Source organism: Salinicoccus sesuvii, from assembly GCF_042648145.1.
GTDB classification, from domain to species: Bacteria; Bacillota; Bacilli; order Staphylococcales; family Salinicoccaceae; genus Salinicoccus; species Salinicoccus sesuvii.
In genome coordinates this window covers 228,530-251,383 of the sequence record NZ_JBHRWV010000001.1, presented here as the reverse complement: position 1 = coordinate 251,383, position 22,854 = coordinate 228,530, and the positions used below count along the sequence as shown (strand labels likewise).

Annotated in this window: 18 protein-coding genes; 1 reads left to right on the top strand and 17 read right to left on the bottom strand. The window is 36.0% G+C overall.

The window, feature by feature from the left end; all coding sequences use genetic code 11:
- Positions 1-7 precede the first annotated feature (7 nt).
- The gene (locus ACFOJ8_RS01270; protein WP_380651588.1) at positions 8-901 is read left to right on the top strand and encodes an alpha/beta hydrolase; all 894 of its coding nucleotides are present in this window, start codon (positions 8-10) and stop codon (positions 899-901) included.
- A 232-nt stretch (positions 902-1,133) separates the two neighbouring features.
- Here ACFOJ8_RS01270 and ACFOJ8_RS01265 read toward each other — a convergent pair whose 3' ends face one another.
- The 17 genes from ACFOJ8_RS01265 to ACFOJ8_RS01185 all read right to left on the bottom strand — a co-directional run bounded on the left by ACFOJ8_RS01265 (position 1,134) and on the right by ACFOJ8_RS01185 (position 22,854).
- On the bottom strand, positions 1,134-1,952 hold the full coding sequence (locus ACFOJ8_RS01265; RefSeq protein ID WP_380651586.1) for a hypothetical protein: 819 nt from the start codon (positions 1,950-1,952) through the stop codon (positions 1,134-1,136).
- Positions 1,925-2,335: a PD-(D/E)XK nuclease family protein gene (locus tag ACFOJ8_RS01260; protein ID WP_380651583.1), complete on the bottom strand. Its 411-nt coding sequence runs from the start codon at positions 2,333-2,335 to the stop codon at positions 1,925-1,927. Before ACFOJ8_RS01260 ends, ACFOJ8_RS01265 begins: the two co-directional genes overlap by 28 nt.
- Before the next feature lie 148 nt (positions 2,336-2,483).
- Positions 2,484-3,668 carry a hypothetical protein gene (locus ACFOJ8_RS01255; protein WP_380651580.1) on the bottom strand — a complete coding sequence of 395 codons (1,185 nt, stop codon included), beginning with the start codon at positions 3,666-3,668 and terminating at the stop codon, positions 2,484-2,486.
- 363 nt (positions 3,669-4,031) lie between these two features.
- Positions 4,032-4,691 carry a hypothetical protein gene (locus tag ACFOJ8_RS01250; RefSeq protein ID WP_380651577.1) on the bottom strand — a complete coding sequence of 220 codons (660 nt, stop codon included), beginning with the start codon at positions 4,689-4,691 and terminating at the stop codon, positions 4,032-4,034.
- 17 nt (positions 4,692-4,708) lie between these two features.
- A complete protein-coding gene (locus ACFOJ8_RS01245) occupies positions 4,709-6,721 on the bottom strand; it encodes a DEAD/DEAH box helicase (protein ID WP_380651575.1) in 2,013 nt (670 codons plus the stop codon).
- A gap of 63 nt (positions 6,722-6,784) precedes the next feature.
- Positions 6,785-8,770: an HNH endonuclease gene (locus ACFOJ8_RS01240; RefSeq protein WP_380651572.1), complete on the bottom strand. Its 1,986-nt coding sequence runs from the start codon at positions 8,768-8,770 to the stop codon at positions 6,785-6,787.
- Positions 8,771-9,001: 231 nt separating this feature from the next.
- Complete coding sequence (locus ACFOJ8_RS01235; RefSeq protein ID WP_380651570.1) at positions 9,002-12,250, bottom strand: hypothetical protein; 3,249 nt, start codon at positions 12,248-12,250, stop codon at positions 9,002-9,004.
- Between the two features lie 76 nt (positions 12,251-12,326).
- Entirely contained in the window at positions 12,327-12,626 is a 300-nt protein-coding gene (locus ACFOJ8_RS01230; RefSeq protein WP_380651567.1) for a MazG-like family protein, read from the bottom strand.
- A complete protein-coding gene (locus tag ACFOJ8_RS01225) occupies positions 12,619-14,262 on the bottom strand; it encodes a DUF2075 domain-containing protein (RefSeq protein WP_380651565.1) in 1,644 nt (547 codons plus the stop codon). Before ACFOJ8_RS01225 ends, ACFOJ8_RS01230 begins: the two co-directional genes overlap by 8 nt.
- Positions 14,263-14,387: 125 nt before the next feature.
- A complete protein-coding gene (locus ACFOJ8_RS01220; protein ID WP_380651562.1) occupies positions 14,388-15,998 on the bottom strand; it encodes an OPT/YSL family transporter in 1,611 nt (536 codons plus the stop codon).
- On the bottom strand, positions 15,995-16,132 hold the full coding sequence (locus tag ACFOJ8_RS01215; RefSeq protein ID WP_380651559.1) for a hypothetical protein: 138 nt from the start codon (positions 16,130-16,132) through the stop codon (positions 15,995-15,997). The genes ACFOJ8_RS01220 and ACFOJ8_RS01215 overlap by 4 nt, the downstream gene beginning before the upstream one ends.
- A gap of 186 nt (positions 16,133-16,318) precedes the next feature.
- On the bottom strand, positions 16,319-17,392 hold the full coding sequence (locus ACFOJ8_RS01210) for a M24 family metallopeptidase (RefSeq protein WP_380651556.1): 1,074 nt from the start codon (positions 17,390-17,392) through the stop codon (positions 16,319-16,321).
- Between the two features lie 28 nt (positions 17,393-17,420).
- Positions 17,421-18,092 carry an AroM family protein gene (locus tag ACFOJ8_RS01205; protein WP_380651553.1) on the bottom strand — a complete coding sequence of 224 codons (672 nt, stop codon included), beginning with the start codon at positions 18,090-18,092 and terminating at the stop codon, positions 17,421-17,423.
- A complete protein-coding gene (locus ACFOJ8_RS01200; protein ID WP_380651550.1) occupies positions 18,089-19,201 on the bottom strand; it encodes a DUF917 domain-containing protein in 1,113 nt (370 codons plus the stop codon). The genes ACFOJ8_RS01205 and ACFOJ8_RS01200 overlap by 4 nt, the downstream gene beginning before the upstream one ends.
- A gap of 42 nt (positions 19,202-19,243) precedes the next feature.
- Positions 19,244-20,179, bottom strand: coding sequence for a DUF1177 domain-containing protein (locus ACFOJ8_RS01195; protein ID WP_380651547.1), 936 nt, complete (start codon positions 20,177-20,179; stop codon positions 19,244-19,246).
- A gap of 226 nt (positions 20,180-20,405) precedes the next feature.
- Positions 20,406-21,173 (bottom strand): IclR family transcriptional regulator, encoded by a 768-nt coding sequence (locus ACFOJ8_RS01190; protein ID WP_380651544.1) that lies wholly within the window; start codon positions 21,171-21,173, stop codon positions 20,406-20,408.
- A gap of 4 nt (positions 21,174-21,177) precedes the next feature.
- Positions 21,178-22,854, bottom strand: coding sequence for a hydantoinase B/oxoprolinase family protein (locus tag ACFOJ8_RS01185; RefSeq protein ID WP_380651541.1), 1,677 nt, complete (start codon positions 22,852-22,854; stop codon positions 21,178-21,180).

The window sequence follows — 22,854 nt, the reverse complement described above, 5'->3', positions numbered from 1 at the left end:
AGCGGGTATGTACAAAATCATCATCGCAAAAATACTGCGACTACTCCCTAATAAAGCAGCGAAGAACCCAATGGTCAATCAGCCGCCCCTAAAAGTTAGAAAAGATTTCGTCGTTCAAACATCCATTGGTCCGACTCCGGTTTCGCTCTATTATCCATTGGAAGCACAACAAAAAAAACGCCCCGTCTACATCAATTTCCACGGGGGCGCGTTCATCATGAATGACAAGGATATGGATGAACCCTACTGCAACTATCTGGCCAATGAGACAGGATGTGCCATCCTCAATATCGGTTATGTGAAAGCACCGGAATACCCTTTTCCGAATGCGATTGAACAGAGCTATGAAGTGCTCCAATGGCTGAAAAGAGAAACGGATGATTTAGACATCGATTCTGAAAAAATAATGGTTGGCGGCCAGAGCTCAGGTGGAAATTTTGCAGCTGCCCTCTGCCTCTACCTTCAAGACAAACAGGAAAAGCAGCCACTCCTTCAAGTATTGTCCTATCCAATGCTTGATTTCGTCACACCCTTTGCGGAGAAGCCGGAACCAAACAAGTTGCGCGCACGATACCCCCAGGTCGCAAACTTTTTGAACATGAGCTATGTACCTGAAGAAGAAATGGCCAGAAACCCTCTTGCTTCCCCTGTTTATGCGGACATAAATGATGACTTGGCTCCCGCACTTATTCTTATTGCTGATCATGACGCTTTCAGGCCGGAAGCCGAAAAGTATGCTGAGAAATTAAAAACAGCAGGCGTAAGTGTTCAAGATGAATTTTTTACAGGCTGTCATCATGCTTTTACTCATCTGGGTCCAAAAGAAAAAGCCCAGGAGGCTTGGCAACTGATAGCATGGAAAATCAAAGAAACTGTCGGCTCTAAAGAAGAATTCAGGTAAATACTTTTCCTGTATGGTTTTATTGGAATGACACTCTTGATTAATAAACTTCGAGCCTGTTAAAAGAATCGTTAATTTTAACGAAGCAACGTCTGCATTTTAATTGCATTAACATGTATTTTCTTATTACGTAACATGTACTTTACTTTAAAAAGGCCCTGGGTCAGATTCTCTCTGACCCAGGGCCTTTTAATTTTATTTATCTATTTATTGGAATACTACATTGGAGAGCTTACAAACGAATCGGATGTTTGTTCAGCAGTACCGACTCCAGTTCTTTTAATTCATTGTTAAAGAATTTATCCACTTTAAACCGTATATCTTTACGCAGCTTTTCCTGATCCCTCTCATAGCTGTCGTTGTAATCAAGGATGTTTTTCAAATATATTGTCGTATAGGCTGAAGTCAGCTTTTTATTTCTGCCTCTGAACAAACTCGAATTGTTTGATACAATATCATACAGGTTGCTCCTTACATCTGCTTCTCCAGGACCAATTACCAACTTGATTCTCAATCTTTTAATTGTATTCTGAAACACGAAAAGTAGTATCCTTCCACTTGAAGTCCACCCGGATCCTTCATTTGGAAGCTTTTCATCTAAACCTTTCGTCGTAAAACGAATCAATCCTTTGTTACTATCATCCAATATCAATTCTTCATCGGCTTCAATCATTTCACGCAGAGTGCCAGCTATATTCGACTGTATATCCGGTTTGTACTCGAAAATCAGATCAAGCGCACACTTGTGCTTGAAGTAGATCTCTTGGCATATTTTTTCAATCTCGTTATCTCCCACAATGTACCTCCTGAGTGTATCTATGTATTGTTCAATAAAGTACTTTACGCTCGGCTCCATCATGTTCTGTTTGAGCGCTAGAGCAGATTCTATCATTACTATGATCTGACGATAGTTCATACTTACCCATATATCCGTATTGCTGGCGTCATCTCCAAAAGGCGTAAGATAGATGAACAGTTTTTGGTAATCCGGATACTCATTTTCCACAATATCCTGATACTTCTTCAACTGATGTTCGGACTCTTGCTCCATACCTTATTCTCGATAACGAGCATCAGCTTGTTTGCTTCAGAAATGGCGATTAGGTCTATGTTACGCCACTCTCTCCTGACAACCAGATCATGATAATCCCAGAGTAGCATCTGTAAAGGATCATGCCCATACTGCTCAATATTATGATTACGGGCAATCTCTTGTATAATTTTTTCAACAAAAGCCCCACCTATGCCATGTTGCTCATTTGGAGACATCAGCCAACCCAGTACATTGCTGTGACGGATTTCCGTATGGACGATGCCAAGCGTTTCAAATGCATTGAACTTTGAGGTCTTTTTCTCTATTTGGTTAAGATTATTAATACCCATAAAAAAATCTTGAAGTGCTTGTTTGTCTACATTAGTCTGTTCACTTTCCACTCTTTTATCTCCTGTCTATAAAATCAAAAATAAGAGTTATTTGATTGAACATTTTTTCACTTGAAATAAATCAAGATTATATTCCTCAAAGTATATTTTAGTGTAATGTGACTTTAAATTTCTATTGCTTTATAGACATTCATTACTCTTAAAAATATTTTGGACTATAACTTAATTTTTCTATTATATCGTTTATTTCGATCGAGAAATTTGAGAAAATCAATAGTGTAATAATATTGATAAATATGATAAACAGGATTATTAAAGGAAACCAAAAATCTTTCCACCATATTATTTTTGTCTTCTTCTTCCATAATTTTATATTTACATTATATGTATTCTGTATTGTGGATAAGACCTTCTTGTTAGTAATATTTAATAATTTAATTTCATACAATGTTGAAGCAAACATAAATATACAAGCAATCAGAAAGACTATATACACAAAATTATACTGGCTCGATAACCAATTAAAGCTGTCTGTAGTTCGAAATATGGTTAAGTAAACGCCGTACAAAGCAATTAGAAAGGATACAATTAAACTCATAGAGCTTTTATTTTTATCAGAAATTATTGTATTTTTCTGCTGTAATAGTTTGAAGAATTCATCGTTCATCATAGTTTGATACTCGTAGAACTTATTTGATTTTTGAGATAGAATCAGGTCGTATGTCGCGGACAAGTTACTGAATACCTCTGCCTTGTTTTCATTTATATTTTTAATGTCTCCTAAATTAGATATATGTATCTTTGCTACCTTACATCTTAAGTCAAAAACTGATTCATTTTCTAAACTATTAAATAGCCACTCTAATATGTCATAGAAAATTTCATTAACTGCTAAGTCATTCCAATCTACAAGTAAGTCATTATAAAAGTTTCTTAAATTAAATAAATAACTACTGTTCGAATTGTTATATTCATGATAAACATTATATAAATCATTAAGAAACTGAGGATTAATCTTCATAATATCTCTTGGAAGACGCGACACATTGATTTCTTCTATTATTTTTTCTAAATGATTTGGAAATTCGTAATATAATTGTTTACGCTTAAAATTTTTAGTGGCTTCATCGTATGGAAATATATGAACTAAATTATCTTTCTCAAGACTCATATTTAACTTTTTACAGTAATACTTGAAAGTGTTCTCTACAGAAAGATTTTGAGATTTTTTCCCACTATCATCTATAAATATGGGATTACTAGATAAAAGAAGCCTCTTTTCATTAAATAAAGCATTTTTGCCATCTCTTTCATAACTTCTTAAAATTTCCCTGTCTTCCTCTTCGAATACTTCATTTAAATCATTAATTCCTTCTATTACCAACAGCAAAACTTTAAAGTAAAAATTATGAAATAAAAAGTGAAGATAGAAGTTAAAAACGACATGGCTTAGTAAGCTATGTCGTTTTTAATCTACTATTTATTATTCCAATAAATTTTAAAATAACTTGAGTTTCTCAAGAGCACCTGTAATCACTAGGTCAACATTCGATAGTTACTGATCATATCTCTATAATGCCTGTAAAAATAGTGAAAGATAAGTAGGAGAATAAACCTCTTAAAAACATTTGAACAAGAGCAGCTTGCTCACTATAAAATCTTATTTATTTAAAGAAAGGTTTGTAGTAACTTTAATTTCTAAGAGATACTTCCTTTTTATTTACCCAAAATTAATGTTCTAACTTGTCTACCTTTTAATAAAATAGCAATTAGTATTTAAATCTAATAAGTCTACAAATTCGTTGTTATCTAATGATTTATCTAACCCAATTTTGAACGTAGTATTAGATAAATAATTAATATCTAGATGATTTAAAGGATGTAATTCTCCATTAGCATTTTTTTCATCATAATCGTATCTTAAATAACCTACTTCAAACTTTAACAGTTTTTTTATAATGTTCCATACTATGTCTTGATTTTCATCTATTTCCAGTTCTTTCATTAGTATTAATATCTCTGATTCGAAGTCTTGAATACCTATTGCCTGTTGTTTTTCCTCGTCGAATACATTAGATATAATAGTTTTTAAAAGGAGTAAGTCCTTGGCTTCAAGCATCAATCTCGTGTTCTGGTCAAATACTTTGAAACTTCTATCAACCGGATCTTCTATTACTGAAAAAGGAAAGTAAAATGAGAAAATTTTATTATTTAATACGAAGAAAAGCCTTTTCATCTTGTCGATACGAAGAATTAAATAATTTTCTTGTAATGTATTTACTTTCTCGCCATATGTTAATAACAATATAGATTCTAACAATAGGTATAAAATGTCATTTTTAGTTCTAATTGGTTCTTCACAAAGAAGTTTAAATTTATTAGTCATATTCACTTTTATTTCTTTCACAGCATCACCTCTATAAATTAAAGATATCCAACCGTATCACTTATTAAAGAACGTATTTTGTCGATATCAACTCTATCACCAAGCATCGTGTCGACCATTTTATGAACTTTTTCTCTGTCCTTTACGCTACTTATTTCAAACTCATCGTTTAGTAATCTTTCTACAATATCATATTGTGACTCTTTTTCTGACGCTTCTAACCTTAAATCGGAAGTATCCATGATCTCACCTTCCATTGGTTCTTTAACAGTTAAAACTCCAGTTTCTTTAATTTCAGAAGCCGTTCTCTTTATAGCTGAGTTAAGTTCTCCGTTTTTCTCAGATAAAATTAGGTAGCTGGTGAGAAACGATCTAGTTAACATCATATATAGTGAGTTTCTTATGATAGTATTAGACTTTAATGGAGTAGTCGTGACACAAATGACAAAAGGAAATTCTAAACCTTTAACATTATTTCTATTACTAATATACAAACTATCTTTTATTTTGTTTTTCTCTTCATAGCCTTTAATAGCAGACCAACCAAATTCAAAGTCTATCCTAATTATTAATTCCTCAACTAAATTATAATTATAATCATTGTTTTCCAAAAATATAATACCTATATCATCGGGCTCAACAGTTGAATGATTGGCTTTTATTTCTTTAATTGCTTCCATTATTCTTTCGACATAATGTTCTCTATCTGACGTACTTACTTCTATATTAGATACTACCTCCCCTAAGTCGGTGAATCTGTTTAAAGGCTCTCTAGAAAATTCGTATAAATTATCTTTCTTTTCAAATATGTATCCACATGCTTCCCACTCTTCATCAGAAAGCCAACGTATAACCGGTCTTTCTAATAGTCCAAAGCCTATGGCATGGGCAAACATTAAAGTTTTGGGATCAGTTCTATACACTTTGTTTAAAAGAAAATCAGGATTTTCTACAAGACTATTACTATCTTCAAATATATTTTGAAATATATCGCCTGCAATGTACACTTCGTTTTTTGTTACTTCCTCACATAATTTAAAGAAGTATTCATTAAAGTCTTGACTTTCGTCAATCAAAATATAATCAAAAAAAGGTTCAAAATTTCCTTGAGATTTTAAATCTTGTAAATGTCCTAGAGTTTCTTTACAAATAGTTTTAAAAGTAACTCCTCTACTATAACTTCGAAAAGGGATATCATAGTGATTACAAATAAATGCATATAGACCTGAATTTTTATCGTTCCTTGAACCCCATCCCCGCTCTACCCATAGACGTTCTCCCCATTTAATTTGCTCTTCCACTTTCATAAAATCAAAGAACTCAGGTATTCTCGACCTCAGATCTTTGGCTAATACCTTGTTGAAACACGTAAAAAAGATCTTTGTGTCGTCTTCATTTTTGTATATATTTTTAATTTTATGCAACAACAGCTCCGTTTTTCCTGCTCCTGCTAAGCCTTGAATAGTTATCCTTTTATGTTCAGGTTTGTTAAAAATGAATCTAGTTTGTTCGGCATCAAATAAAACTATATTCTTTTTTATCTGTTGGAGTGGATCAGTTGATGATATTTCGCCTACTCTATTAATATCGTTTATACTGCCCGTTAACAAAGAAATAATTAAATCAACTTTCCGAAATTCTGCTTCAGCTGTATAGTTCTCCTCAATAGCATCAATGATATTACTATACTCGTTAGAATTCATAGTTTTGATTAAGCTATTACGCCAATGTCTCGGTCTCCCGATATAGCTCTTATAATCATATTTATCGGATAATATTCCTAGATCTTCTATAAAATCTTCTTCAAAATTATAGAATTCCTCTGTATCATCTCCGTAGTTTATTATAAGTATTCTTACCTTAGGTATTAAAACAATCAGTGCTTTATTGTAGTCGTATTTATATTTTGTTTCGCCAACAGGTTGTTCTATTACGTAGATTTGTTTGTAGTTATCTTCTGAGAAACTTCTCAATAGGCTTAAATCTTTTTGAACTTCAGGTTCTTGTGATAGTTGCGCATTAACATCTGTATAATAAAAGCTACTGTTCATCTCTTTGCTCCTTGTATTTCAAATTGTAAATTAACTTACTTTTTAAATTTCAATATAATAAAACTAGTATAGATGAAAATCAGTTACTATTAGCAATTTTTCTCTTTTTGGATTGATAAGCTCCTTTTTATCTTCGCTAAGCTTGTAGTCACCTCCCATATGATAATGGACGTACTTATGATGAAAAGGGCACAGACAGATTAAATTACGGTAATTATCAAACTCCAAGTCTTCTTCGTTTTCATGTGCTTTAGCATTATGAATAGGATTTATATGGTGTACTTCTATATATTTATGACCATTCTCCATTAAGATACCATCATTGTCTGATTCGCAAATCTGACAATTATAGTTATATAGCTCTTTTAATTTTTTTATAAGTTGATTGGATCTATTAACAATGTCCCTTGAAGAAGACTTAATTTCTATGTCTTTCTGGATACCTTTTATATCATTAATCAATTTTAACTTGATTGGGGAGATATCTGATTCTTCAACATCAAGCATAAATTCTTTGGGTCGTTTGTAAGTTCTTATAAAGCCCCATTCTTCTAATTGCTTATTTATAGTATTATTTTGTGTTAAAGAATAGTAAAATAGCTTGTCGTAAAAATAGTGACGTGATGGAAGATACACTTCCCCATCATATAAATATTTACTATTAATTTCGTTTATGAAGTCATAGGTACTATCAAACTCTTTAATATCTTGAATCCAATCATAAGGCTTATAATCTTTGGGCAACTGCTCAAGACTCAACCTCTCAAATCCTAAACTATACAAAAACTGATCTAGGGTTTGTCCTTGCTTATTTGCTCGAGCAACAATATTACTATAGAAGCGATCGTAGGATGAAATATAAACAGCATTACCCTTAACTATATATTTTTCTTTAATTTCTTCAATAATACTATGTTGTATTTCCCTTACTCCTCGACTATATTGAAAATTATAAGATTTTACAAATTCCTCAGTAGACATGTTTCTCCTACTTGCAAATTGCCGAATGGATTGGGCACTATTATCATAACTAGGTAACGAAACCGTTATTCCATCATCTAATAAAAACTTTCGGAGAGTTTCAATTATTTCAGTTTCATCTTTATTTCTTTTATCTTTAAATTCTACCTTTTTATAGAAACCTAATTTATTTAATAATCCATCAATTGTAAGACCTAATTTTTCAGAGATTAACCTGAAATGCCGATATTCCCCACTTTCTAAAATAACTTTTGAATTTTCTTGTCTATATTTATTCATGATAATTCTAATCTGATTTAGATGATAGTCATCTTTCTTATTTAAAGCACAGTATTTATGTCTTTTGATTTCTCTTTCGATTTTCTCAGATAAATTAAATACATAATGTACTGATTCTTGCTCTTTAACTAAAATTGCAATTTTACTTTCAGTATTGTGTTTATATATTTGAAGGTATAAACCATTGTCATCTGTATAAGTTTCATTATAACTTTTTAACATTTCACAAACTATTTTTTCATGGTCTTTTTTTAATACTTCTACTAGTAGTTTGCTATTACTTGAAGCATTATCAATTTTCTTCTTTTCAAATAATTGTCTACTTACTCCAAAAATTAGTGCATGATTAGCCAGGCTAAAATCATAATTATCCCTTAATTCTTTGATTGCAACAAAGTTATACTTGGGTTTATATACCTTAGTAATTTTGAAACCTAGTAATCTTATGTATTCTTTTTTTGTTATTCCTCTTTCTTTACAATACTTATTTATATAATTATTTAAGCTACTGCTATGTTCTTTTATAGATTCTAATCCATCTATATTGCCTTTAGGAAAATGCTCATATAGGAGTGTTGGAATCTCACTCTCTAGTATGGTTCCTTTTCTATATAATTGAAAACCTAACTTTTTCAACTCTGTTTTGTAGTCTAAATCATAATATCCACAATAAGTTTTGATCCGTCGAAATAATTCTGACTCCGGATTTAAACTTTTGATAATTTTATCAGGATATTCTGTTTCCAATGATTGTTCAAACAAACTTTTAAAAGATTTATAATTTTTCAATATACAAACCCCATTTTCACTGATAATTATAGTGTCTAAACGATTTAAACAATATTTATCCCTATCATAATTTGCAATATTAAAGTATCACAATTTGCTTATCTCTTTAACCCATTAGAATATTATGCAAAAACTATAAATCCTGGCTTATGAAAATGGTATGTCAAGGGCAATTTAAAATATTGATTTTGTAGTACATCCCTAAATTTATTACTGCCATTTACATTACTATTAACTTTCCTTATCAATATAAGATAGCTTAATAAAATTTATAAAACTTTCGAAAAGTATTTGCTCGCTTACTTCTTCATCAATATAGTTAACCAAAAAGTCAGGCACATTTCCTACTAAAAAAAATAAATTCGAAAATTGATTAATAGTCTTTATTCTACTAGTTATGGCGGCATGTAGTATGGCTGTAGATTGTTCCGTTAAGTCTTTAGTATTGTGATTTTCATACAGTCGTAAACTACTAAAACTTGAATAGTTACCATCAGTATACTTAGCTATCTCAATGGGTGCTAGATTTAAATCTTTTGCATATTCAATATCGTTTTCCATAATTATTTTACTTTCCAAGTTCTCTTCACTTCTATTTTTATGTTCTCCATAGCTTCTGCTTACAGAAAACTCAATTATATCTCCATACAGCTCTGCTATTGTCCTATCTAACTTTACAGACTCGTCAACCGAGATAATAAAGTTATGATATAGAAGAGCATCAAAAACTTTTTCACTATAAATAGAAGAAAGTAAATTATTAACATGAAAAAAGTCAATTTTCTTCGAGTATGAATGCCTTCTAAGCATTTCAAAGAAAGCTTCTACTACGATTGATTCTGGGACTACATTTATAAAGGAAGATGGCAGGGTAAATAAATCAATATTAAAATTTTTTATACTAAATTCTTGTATAAAAATTATAAAATCTTCTACACTAAGTTTCTGGATATAACTATTTAAAAGGTGTCTTATACCTTTCTCTGACTTCTGTTGAAACAAATTTATGATTTCAACAGACTCACTTAGAGATATACATTCATATTCTCTAAAAGTAATTAGTGCCCTATCTATATTTATTACACTGTAATCTTTACGCTCATAATAACAGATAAAATACTTATATATTGCATTTATATCTACTTCATTTCTAGTTTTTAGAGCTAGTCTAAGGTAATCCAAAATCAAACTTTGTAGATTATATGATCCAGCTTCACTATTTTCATTAATAAATTCTGGAAATGACATGTTTAGAAATTCGTTGTTACTCTTGGTAATTCCCAAAGACTTAAGCTTATATATAATGTGTTTTACAATTGACCTTGCCCAAAACTCACTCATATTAACGTTAGTAAGTACATTTCCAAAGAAAGTAATAGCAGATTCTTCATCTTGTTTATCCACTAGGTTTTTTACGACACTCTTCCATTGTTGAAATTCTCTAATATCAGTTCCATGAATATAAATACTCATTGAAATATCTTGAATAGTACTCTTGGCAGATAACTCGGTGTTTTCATCGTTAATATAATTTACGCTTTCTTCAAGATCAAGTGGAACTTCGGAAATTTTAAAGTACTCAACTTCTTGATTTATGTCTAATATTAAACTTTCATAAAAGGACTCTGTATCATATAATCCATCACTGGCTACTGTTTCTAAGGGTTTAAAATCCCCCTCCTTAAGAAAGTAGAGCATTGAAAATAGATATCCTGAACTAGTAATATCTTCTTCCGAGTATCCGTTTTCAATCAGAGAATTTGTATATACATATAGAAAACCATGTAGATTTGATATATGATCTCTAGAAAGTATATTCTGAATAAGTGCGAAGTCATAATACTGATAAACATTTAAAGAAGAAGGATTAAGATTTTCTAGAGATTTTCTTAATTGGTAGTAGAAAGTTTGAACTGCTTCAATATCTATGCAACCTTTGATCCATTTACTAAAAAAATTTATATCTGCGTAATGATTTATCACTTCCTTATTTTGTTCTTCACTTAAGTTAAAATAACTAAATCTACTTATGTATCTTTTCTCGCCACTTAATATTGATTTATATACCTTTTCTGTGATCATTCTAGAATGAGAATCATGATATTTAATATCTGATCTTAAAAATGTATTAAGACTATCATGTATTAAAGAAATTCTGTTCAATTTAATTTCAAACAAATAAGGATGATCACTGATAAAATCTTTAATCATAGCTGAAGCAATGCCATCTAGTAAATGGTCAAATTCACTGTACATAAAATAAGAATTTGAACTTAGAAATACGGAAAGCGCACTGCGCACGCTCAAATTTTTTGTAATAGATTTATAAAAATCATTTAAATCACCAAGTTCTTCTATCATCGGTAGCTGCTTATGATTTAAGTAATAATTGCCAATGAAGTTTACTATTATAGGGTATCCTTGAGTTATTTTATAAATCTCTTCAATTATATTGTAACTAGAAATATGGAATTGAATATTTAGATACTTGTATGTTTGTTCAAAATTCCAGTTTTGCAGCTTGATTTTTTCCCATTCCAGTTGAGTTTTTAATGGTCTGCTTAAAATAATCACTTTACTTCTTTCCGCAACTTTATTAAAAAAATTGATAAATAATTCTAATTCACATAGATTATAGTTTTCAACATGATCCAAACCATCTATTACTAAGGTTAAGTTTCTTTCTAGTAGCTTATCTATTATTTCTTCTTCTGTTTTATTTACATAGTTCCTAAAGATACTCTTTATAAGATCGGCTATAAAATTTTTATATTCTAATCTTTCTCTATAATCAGTATCTTGATTGGATATCCAAAATCTATATAATAATTTATTATCTTGATTTTCTAATTGATTAACTAAGTGACTTTTTCCAACACCTGGTTTTCCTTCAATCATAAGTAGAGAAGTTGTTTTCAACTCTAATTTTTGAATGTCTATTGTCTGATCCATTAATTGAGTTGAAAAAATCTTTATTGGAGGTAATTCTTCTAAAAGAATAGACAACACTCTCTCATCAAACTTTCTTTCAAAATAATTCTCCATGATAGACATTCTAATGAAATCTATTTCATACAATGTAGTAATCTGGCTTCTAGCTTCCTCCCTTGATATTGATATTATATGCACTCCATTTATCATGTGAGATTGAAAATTAAGTATTTCATTGTTGGGTTCTAAGTCTATATCTTTTATAAATAAAATGTTAGTACCATCAGAAAGTTTATGCTTTTTATCCTTTATTACAATGTCTGTTCCTATAAACTTGATATCAGATAACTTGATACCTTGAAAATCTTTCATCTGGCAATATATTTTTCCTTGATCAGTATATACTACCAAATCATCAAACTGATGGTTCACATCAGCCTCTATTTCAATCTTACCAATCAATCTTTCTACATCCATTTTTGCTAATAGTAGGAAAGCCATTATTTTTTGATATGAGTAACCAATTATAGAATTTCTAGCTGGTTTCATTTCGCACACTCCCAAATGATTAATGTAGGATCTAAATATCTTTATGTGAACTTTACTTCCTTACAATTTTATAAATTTATGTTGGATACTTCTCTCTATTTTTCTCCAACTTCCTCAATATAGCTTCTTTCATATCAATATTCATATTATCCGCCAACATCAATCCATATATAAATACATCAGCTAACTCTTCTTCGATGTTCTGTCGATTTTTCTCGATGCCTTCTTCAGCAGTGATCCATTGAAAGTTTTCAAGAAGCTCCGATGCTTCCAAAGACAAGGATAAAGAGAGGTCTTTTACGTTATGATATTGTCTCCAATTTCTCTCGTCCCTGAATTCATTTATCTCCCTAATCAATTCGTCCATCTTATTCATTCCCTTCGTACTTATCGGCTAGAACTTTCTTAAGCTTTTCATCGCTGGCATATAAATATAACCCTTTGACGCCCCGCTTCATCAAAACGTTAATGGAGTTCAGTATGATTTGCTCCTTCATTTCCTTTACGTTGTATTTAACTTGAACTTCTGAAGAAGTTCTGAAAGCTTCTTTATCTTTGTACTTTTGCGGCAGAAGTTTCAGCTCCTGCTTTTCTTCGTCATATGAAACAGAAGGGCCAAGAATGACTCCGACGTAATTAAGGTCAAACCCTTGGATTGTATATATGGATCCGACTTCCTTAATGGTTTCAGGATGTTCTGCCCATGTCTCCTTATACTCGGTCCTATTCCAGATGCCTTTAAAACCAGGCTCCTCCACATAGTATTCTGCACCATCTTTTTTATGCTCATAATCGAAAGTTGCGACCACTCGAGACAGTTGGTGCTTTCTATCTTTATCTTTAATCGCTTTGAACATCTCAGCAGCACTGTCGAAAAGCTTCAACTCATAATCCCCGGTCTTCTCTGGGAATCGTTTAACCTTCTTATCTACAAAGGCATCAATCCAGTCGACAACTTCCTGGTCAGCCTGTATTCTGAACTGATTCGTAAGTTCAACTCTTTCCACCTTGGCTCCCTTGGTCATTCCTTCAAGAAGATCGCTGGACCAGTGACTCTTTAGCTTGAGAAATTGTTTTTCATCAAATACGACTACAGTCACTTTACTTCTCAAGCTGATATCTCGGAGCTGATTATCTCCTGTATAGCTATTATACTTGTCGCTTCTGGAGAGAAGCAGATGAGCTTCATCCACAAAAGTAATATCAGCAATTTCTCCCATTTTATCCATACGATTAATAAAGGATGTTGGTTTCATGAAGTCCTTTTTCTTAAGGTTTGGTAAACTCTCCGAGATCGATTCATATGTTTTGATCATCTCGTTATGGTTGACCAGCAGATAATTATTGGTTCCTTTCAATACCGACTCTTCATCTTTGCTCAAGTCTTGTATAGCATTGAATGTAGAACTCAGAACAACACTTTTTCCTGTACCCGCATCGCCTTTGACTAGAAAAATTGAGCGTTCTCCCGTTTGTATATGTGTCGTACAAAACTCCAGTATTTCTTCTTTTAATTCCACTTGGGATTCCGATAATTCTTTGTAAGGAGAAAGTTTGAATACGTCCTTATTTTGGAGGTACTCTAAAGTGTTATCTACTAGATCCTCTGCTCTTAGCTTCTCCCAAAGTTCACTGAATATCTTGTTATCGTATTTGTGCTTTTCATAATAATTATGTGTCATTGACTTTGTCGTCTGACTGACATTTCTTAGAGTGTACTTGTTATCAGCTATGAAATAATTGATCAGGTTTGTTTCAATATTATATGTAGCAGATTGATTGAACATCTCATGTGAAACTAGCAGAACTTTATCCAGTCCTTGCTTCTTCTTATCTTTGAGGTGAGCTTTCATCCTATTTTTCATCTGAACTGTCTGGCCGATATAAGCACTTTGCTTCTTCATATTATTATGCAGTATATAGACAATAGGAAAATTGTTATAGTTCATCCCCGTTAACGTCCCTATACTTCTCTCGTTAAAATCTAGAGTTTCCAACTGCAAGTCGTTCATATTTCCACCTCGCACTCAATTATTACGAATATTCTATTATTATAATACAAATAAAGCCTTGATTTTACCAATCAAGGCTTTAACTTCTTTCTGTTTTTGTATTTTAATTAGTAACGCACCATTCCCTATCTCGCTCTGAAAATAGAATTGAAGAAACTATACAATGCATCTCCCGCTATGAAGCCAGCAGCTGCTGTGTACATTGTATTCTGAGCTTCTTCTCCTTTGATCTTAAGGATGATGACCCTGATTGCCAAGCCTGCAAGTACTGTCCAACCGGCGATTGGATTTACCAGCAGTAATCCAGTGGAGAATAGGATACCCATCTGTCTTTTTGGTCCACCGATCAACTGGAGCAACGCACCTGGAATGGCCCAGAGTACAATGGCCCATGCTACGGAGCCGTCTGCACCTGCTTCTATCGTCGCTGCGAATACATAATCGACAGGCGGTACAAGATCTTGGGCAAAATAACTGCCGTGGAATAGTGCAACCATCACTATGGCGACTCCAAATCCGATCAAGGAGACGAAGAACTGCATTCTTCGTCCTTCCAATTCAAACTCCAGTGATTCCTTCGACCTGAGAATGAACCCTGCTTTGAAGTCGTATCCCATATCCGCAAAGGCGGGGCCTGTCGCAGCAGTGTAACCTACGAGCATGGCAAGGGCTGGTATCGGGAATCCGAACAGGATACCTACTACCAAAGAAATCAAAGAGACGGCAAAAGCCGGAAACCAGCCGGAGTGCATTGCAGCGATACCGACTATTATTTCAGTGATGATTGCAGCAAATGCAGCATAGACTATAAACAAGAGAACCATCGGTAAAGACATATCCGTTATAATACCTGAAATTACTGCGAGCAGTAATGCTCCGATTATGTAGGCAACATATCCAAAACCAAGTGCCTTCCCGACTTCTCTTTCTGTTCTTGTAACACTTCGGTCTGGCTCAACTGCTTCATTGACCTGCATTACTGGGTCGTTCTGATCTTTCTTTCTTCCTCTGTTTCCTTTTATCAATAAGTAAATGAACTGGCCAAATGCAACGAGTCCAGCGCCCACCATGATGCCATGTGGAATATACGCATCGCTCATGCTGATGCCAAATAGGAATTCCGAATACCCGCTCAGTAGCAGTCCAAGTCCAAACATTGTCAAAGCGATGATGTTACCAATGAATGCCACACCAAATGCTGACATGGGTATTCCAGCCATTGCTCCTCCGATACCAGCTAATATACCAAACCCTAGAATACCTGCTTTTTTTCCACCTTCGTCTCCGGCTTTGATTGCTTCTGCAGTTGCGATACCAGGTGGCCATGCGCCAGAAGCAGGAAAGACTTGTGAACCGAATAGTTTATACATTATTATGCCGTCAATGACTAAAGCAATACCTGCCCCGATAAGCATAGGAGTGATTAGCTCCGGCATGCCCAATACAAACGGAACACCAATTGGTATGAACAAAGTGTTTCCTGCACCAAACGTTGCAGCGGAAATTGCAGTCTGTATCAGGTTCTGGTTGTGTGTGGACCTGAACTTATACAGAAACGCAAACGGTATTCTCCCAAGCACCATTGCAAATAATGCACCAATGATGGAGGTGTTTGCTGTTATACCTAATGTAGTAATCAACTGCATTCCGATTATTGCACCCATCACAGTAAGCACAATGATCAGAATGATGAATGTAGGATCAAAAAATATATTTCTCTGTTTTGTGTCTTTCATCTTATCCACCTCTCAATATAAAGAAATATGTTGCCTTCTGCTTCGACCGGGCCGATTACTGGTACCCCAAGCTGATCTTCAGTGATCTCTCCAAGACCAATCGTTACGTAGGCCGATGCTTCAGCTGAAGACATGAATTTCCCTTTTGCTTCTTCCTTCAGTAAGTCAGCTGTATTATTTACATCTTTTTATGCAACAGATATTATAGAATTTCTCAATTTTTATTACTGTGTAGATGCAGTATCTTCTCATCTTCAGTCGTAAAAACTACTATGATTCCTACTGGCAAAACATCCATCCTCTTTACTGATATATAGCTTTCAGACTTCAATCAGATCTTTTTCAAGGTTCATCAAGTTTTTATATCCATCTTTAGTGACTACAATTGTGTCCTCTATCCTTATACCGAATTTGTTCGGAAGATAAATCCCAGGCTCAACTGAGAATACCATTCCAGGTTCCAAGATCATTTCATTATTCTGCATAATGTAGGGTTCTTCATGTGGATTTATTCCCAATCCATGTCCAGTACGATGGTTGAAATACGCGTCATAACCATAGGAGCGAATGATGCTCCTTGCTGCTTCGTCTATTTCACCAGCCGTCATACCCGGTCTCACAAGGCTGACGGCATGCTGCTGGGCTTCTTTTACTATTTCATAAGACTTTCTTGCTTCGTCCGATATGTTGCCTACAGCCACAGTTCTGCATATGTCTCCGACATAACCATCTATTATGCAGCCAAAATCGATGACTACCAGTTCTCCCGTCTCTATCTTCTTTCCACCTGCTCTACCATGCGGACTTGCGCCTCTTGGTCCAGAAGCAACGATGGTTTCGAACGGTGTGCCGGCAGATCCTCTCTTTTTCATTTCGTATTCCAGTTGTGCAGCCACTTCGACCTCGGTAATGCCTGACCTGATATATGGAAGCGTTGCTTTGAAACTATCCTCTAGTACTTTTGCAGCATTCTGCAGCGTAGCAATTTCCTGTTCCTCTTTTATTAACCTGAGAGCGTTGATCAGATGATCTGCATCCGTCAATTCACAGCCAAGCGATTGAAACACTCGATATTCCGTCACTCTGCAATTACTGTATTCCACACTTGCTCTAAAGTCTTCTTGGGGCAGCACTGCCTTCAATTGTTGTAGCGCACCTTCAATGCCTTCTTCATCCTTATAGCTGATTACATTGTTTTCAAACACCGCTTTGAACTTATCCTGTTCCACTTCTGGTACAAGTGAATGAATTTCCCCGTTTTTAAGGATCGCTATGAATGTCACTCTTTCGCTCTGTTTGATTTTCAGACCAGTGAAGTAGAGCATGTTAGGCCCTGGAACTATGAAAGTGGCTTCCACATCATTCCGGCGCATCAATCTCAATAGTTTGTTCATTGCTGTATCATTAATCTGTAACACCTCCTTAAAGAAACTCGGATAGGATCTTCACCATCAGCGTATTTGAGAGTATCACCGGTATGGTCACCTCGGCTGAAACCGACTTTTTCATTTCCTCCGTGTATCCCATGCAATCCATCAGTATGAAGTCAGCATTGCTTTGTTCCAGACTTTTGGCTGACACGACTATTTCATCCAGATCCAAGTAGGGGGAGGCACTTGCTATTAATGGATCCAGACCATATTGCCTCCACTTATCTTCCATCATTGACTTCTGATTCTCGTGTGGTATAAGTAGGCCCATCTTGCGATGCTTGGCAATATTACTGATTACAGGCGAGATGATCTGATCTGGCAGATACAAGTTCGAAGTTTTTAGCACGATATCAGGAAAAGTGCCCGTACATAGCAGGAGTATATGCTTATATCCTCTATTTTCAGCATTCTGGATAATTTTCTGTAAGTGATCTTCGACGACCTTTGCGTTTAATTCAATGGAATGCTCATCATCCACCCTGGAAACAAGCACTCCATCCTGGTCACTACAGCTGGAAATTGCCGACATCTCGTAGTCCGTTAGATCATCCAGTACGCCAACCTGTTCCACGGCAACGTCATCACTTAGATAACGTTCCATTACTGGACGGATATCTTTTCTTGGCGATTTGCCGATTGTAATTGCAAGCAAATTGGTCATCGGTTCTGATCACCTTCTACAAAGACATCTCCGATATATTTGAGTATTTCTTTATCCACAACTTGTTCTACAACTTCGTAGTTCGATTCCAACCTCATTCCACTGCCGAGAATCAGATTATCTCTGGAAGTATATACGACTGTAATTTCCTGTTCGGTCCGCAATTGTGCACTCGTAACCGGATCTCCACTTTTACTCTCAAACGTCATCAGGAGGTCAGGGAAAGTGGCAAATCTTTCGCCGGAATCATTTTCACAAGTGATATATTCATTCCATATCGTGAGCTCGAATGATTCTTTTCCTGAATTGATTACGACCTTGCCCAGATCAAAGCCGTCCACTGTATCAAACACTAATGACTCGACCTTGCCCCTGCACACTATCTTTCCTTTCAGAACTTCCACTACCCTATCTATCTTTTCAATACCGCTATTACCAGACTGGTGGGCGACACCTACATCGTAAGCCTGCGATAGCGCATTGACTGCTCCGTTGGAGGTCAGATAATCTTTTGTTACAGGATTTCTTGCTACCGCAACAAACCCACCTGCTGAAATTGAAGCCTGCCTGACCAACTTTGAAGCAGTATCCAGACTGCCTCGTATTGTCTGGCTCAACCGGAAGTCAGTATGCGGTCTTCCACCTACGGCTGTTTGAAAAGATTCATAACCTTCTACCATGTTCAGTTGCATTGATCCCATGACTCCAGTAGGATGTGCTCGTCCATTACACGACACGTCGAGAACAGGAATACCTGTTACAGCCGATTGAAAGAAACCGTTAACTGTTGCAATGCCACCATTTTCATTTGTGATCAATGCTTTTGGCTTTTTGCCAGTCACCTTTTCAATCAGTTCAACGGTTTCAACATAATCAAGCGGTTGCACAAACTGATTCTTCGCGGCAGGTGCTCCTACTGCGGACACGGTAACAATCATATCGTCATCTTCCAGCTCATCTAGAGCAAGCAAGCTGGGCTTTCCGATCTCAAATGCCAACTTTCCCATTTTCAAGCCTTCTTCGATGGCACCACCACCGCCACCTCCCAGAATACTGCCTCCAACAACCAAGGCTTCCACCATTTCCGGTCGCAATTCGTTAATGCTCATTTTACTCTCCCCTTTGCAGTCTCATCGGTAAAGGATGGGTTTTTATTTTTTCCCTAATGTCTGAAGGTGGGCCATTGAACCATATAAACCGAGTAATTTTGCATATTCTTCTTCATCATGGAAGAAAGCCTTTTGCTTACCAAACTGTTTAGCTACTTCAACAGAGAACCTTGCCGCTTCTTCCACATCATTCAACTGTGAGGCGCCGCTGCCACTCCCTGGCACTGCCACTCCTGAAGTGATAGCAAGACCAACCACAGGCTTATCAGTAGCAGTACATGGTTGTAGAATGCTATTTATGTGATATACATCATTACCATACGGGGTGATATCCTGCATGGTGATTGGCAGTACAGAGGCCGGCTTTCCGGTAACGTTCTGCAAAATGTCGATCAATGTTTCACTTACTCTGAGAATGTATCCTTCCTTGACAGTTGGTGAAATGCATATTCCTCTGAAGTTAGTGACCCGGTTGCCTTTCGTAGCATCGATGGTTATAATCGCATCCATTTCATCATCAATCTCGTGCTCGTTCATTACGGTCATATCCACTGAGGAGCCCATGAATGGCACAGGATCATGCGGTATGGTAGGTGCATTAGGATCGATATGGGTTGCAATAATAACATCGCCTTCAAGGCTCTCTCCGTTATTTTTCATATCGACAATTTTCAGTGCAGAAGTTAATGCAGCTAATGCACCGTCTCCATCTGAAACGAACCCTGTCTGCTCTGGTCTCGCACCTATTCCCCCAAGCCTTCCGATAATACCTAGAGTCGGTGCGTCTCCTCCGACAGTCTTTCCGCTAGTGCCTGGTATTTTGATTTTCAGAAAATCGGTGCCCCCATCATCCTCCCTGATTTCAGTTACTGTAATCTCCTTATGTCCGTAAGAATTGAATAGATTTTCAATTTGCTCACCGTTTGCGTCAGGTCTGTCTAATTCTTTGAATATTTTCAGGACAAGTTCATGCAACATTTGAAGTCCTCCTCAATATGGTATTCAGCACAACATATACTAATTATTCAGAATATATAGTGCGTTATTGGTTCTTTGAGAGAACCATTTGTTCTTAATATGTTTGATTATACAGGTACGTATTATCCATTGCAATAGTTTACTGAAAAATCAAAGTATTCTCATCAATCAAAATTAAAAGACACAAACTACCGTTAATGTAGTTTGTGCCTAATGTATGGAATGATTAAAGGTAATTATCCTTGTCAAAAATACTTATTATTTCTGTTATTTTCTCTGTTGATTCCATCAGCATGTGAAGAATCGTTTGTCTATTATCTTCGTTTATTCTATAGACTGGTCCAGCAATTGTCAGCGAGGCCAGGATCTTTCCTTCAGAATTGAATAACGGAGTACTGATTCCGAATACATCATCGGAATATTCTCCTTCTGTATACGCCCATCTGCGAGATTCTATTATCCTAAGATCTTTGAGCAAATCTTCTTTTTCAGTGGTGGATTTTTCAGTCATCTTCTTCAACCCTTGGGCTATGATTTCATTTTGCTGCTCTTCTGATAGAAATGCCATGATCGATTTGGCTGAGGCTCCCAAGTAAAGAGGGGTCCGTGTCCCTTTTGAAACGGCAAACCGGATATTGCTCGAGCTTTCCGCTATTTCAACAGTGACTCCCTCATACCCTTCTTTCCACGTCAGGAAAACTGATTCCCCAGTTCTTTCACTTAAAGCTTCCATTATCGGCAGTATCAAGTCTGACATTTTATCCTTGCTTCTATAGGCTGCAAGCAAGGGAGCAAGTCCAGGACCAAGCTCATATTTTTTTGAATCTGGATTTTGGGTCAAAACCTGTTTGTCTTCAAAGGTTCTTAATACCCTATAGATGATGGTATGGTTTACCCCCATCTCTTTTGACAGGTCCCTCAATCCCCATGAAGGATTCTCTTTCGTAAACATTGAAAGTACTTCAATTGCAAAACCTAAAGATTTTAATGTCATAGCATTACCTCTGTTTATATCCGAATTGATCCATGGCTTCCTCTTCAGTATAAAAGCCGTTTTTAATATCCTTCTCAACCTTACCATATTCTCTATCGGAAGGGTTGCCATATCCACCACCAGACGGGGTTACAAGTTCGACCACATCCCCTTTGTCCAGAGGGAGTCTTGTAGTCACACCTAAAGGACCTACGATATTTCCATTGGCCTTATGCACTTCAATATAGCTGGAAGCACCTTTTTCTCCCCCTTTCATGCCCCACGGTTTAAACTGATGTCTTCCGTAGGTTGCAGACAGATACTGGTTATCACTCAGGATCTCATAAGATCTCACAACACCGCGTCCGCCTATATATTCTCCTGCACCACTGCTGTCTTTCCTGAAGCCATAATTGCCGACAAGAACACCATACTTTGCCTCAGCAACTTCTATTGGGACATTATACGTTTCCCCATTACCCATACAGAATTGTCCACTTTGTCCATCCGCTTCGTTTGCTGCGCCCCAGCCACCGACAGACGGCTCGACTATCAGAAAATCTTCCCCACTATCCGGATGGGTACCGGCTACTGTAACGGAACACACTGATAGAGAATGACCCGCGGGTAATTTTTCAGGTATCTCAGGCGCTAAAGCTTTCCAGATCAACTCTGCCCCACCTAATCTGGCCTCAAAATTCATGGATACAGGTGCCGGTCGTTCAGCAGATAATATGGATTTTTCATCCGTTATGATTTTCAGTGGTCTGAACAATCCTTCAGTAATATTGAACTGTGGCTGAACAATTGCCAGGTACATCACCCTCACACTGGCCAAGAGCCCGAAATAGGAACAGTTCACTGGATGGGACACTTGAGGATGGGACCCTCTGAAATCACAGATGAACGCATCCTCTGTAATCGTCACTTTGACTTTTATTTTATAAGGTCCACCTTTCTCGGGATCTCCTTCTATATAGTCTTCAGCTTCAAACACACCTTTTGGCAAGGAATCGATGACTTGTTGAGAGTATTCTTCTGAACTTGAAATCAATTCGGTAATCACTTGTTCTATCGTTTCTTTTGAATTAAGGTCACATAATTCCTTGAACCTTTTCTCTCCAGTTCTTAGAGCCGCCACTTGCGCCCACATATCTCCGATTGAAAATTGAGGCAGCCTGATGTTGTCTGTGATGATTGTTTCGACGCTTTTATTCAAAACACCTGCGTCGAACAGCTTTACACCAGATAGCTGTAATCCCTCTTGATAGATCTCATTGGAATCACTTGTCAATGAACCTGGATTCTTGCCCCCAACATCTGTCCAATGCCCTTTGTTGGCTGAGAAAGCGACCAGCTTATTTTCATGGAATATAGGCATTACGAGTCCGACATCAGAAAGATGTGACCCTCCTCCGATGTATGGATCATTGATAATAATGATATCGCCTGCTTCCAGGTCCTCACCGAACTTATCCAGGACGGATTTTACCATTGGACTCAGCATACCGATAAATGATGTCACACCGTTGCCCTGGCTTATCAGATTCCCTTTGGCGTCAGTCAGTCCACAGGCATAGTCCAAAACTTCATAAATGATGGGACTCATTGACGTACGGGCTAGGGCTACAAACATTTCTTCACCAATGGACATCAATGAATCCTTGATTATTTCCTTGACATATGGATTTGTTCCAGACAT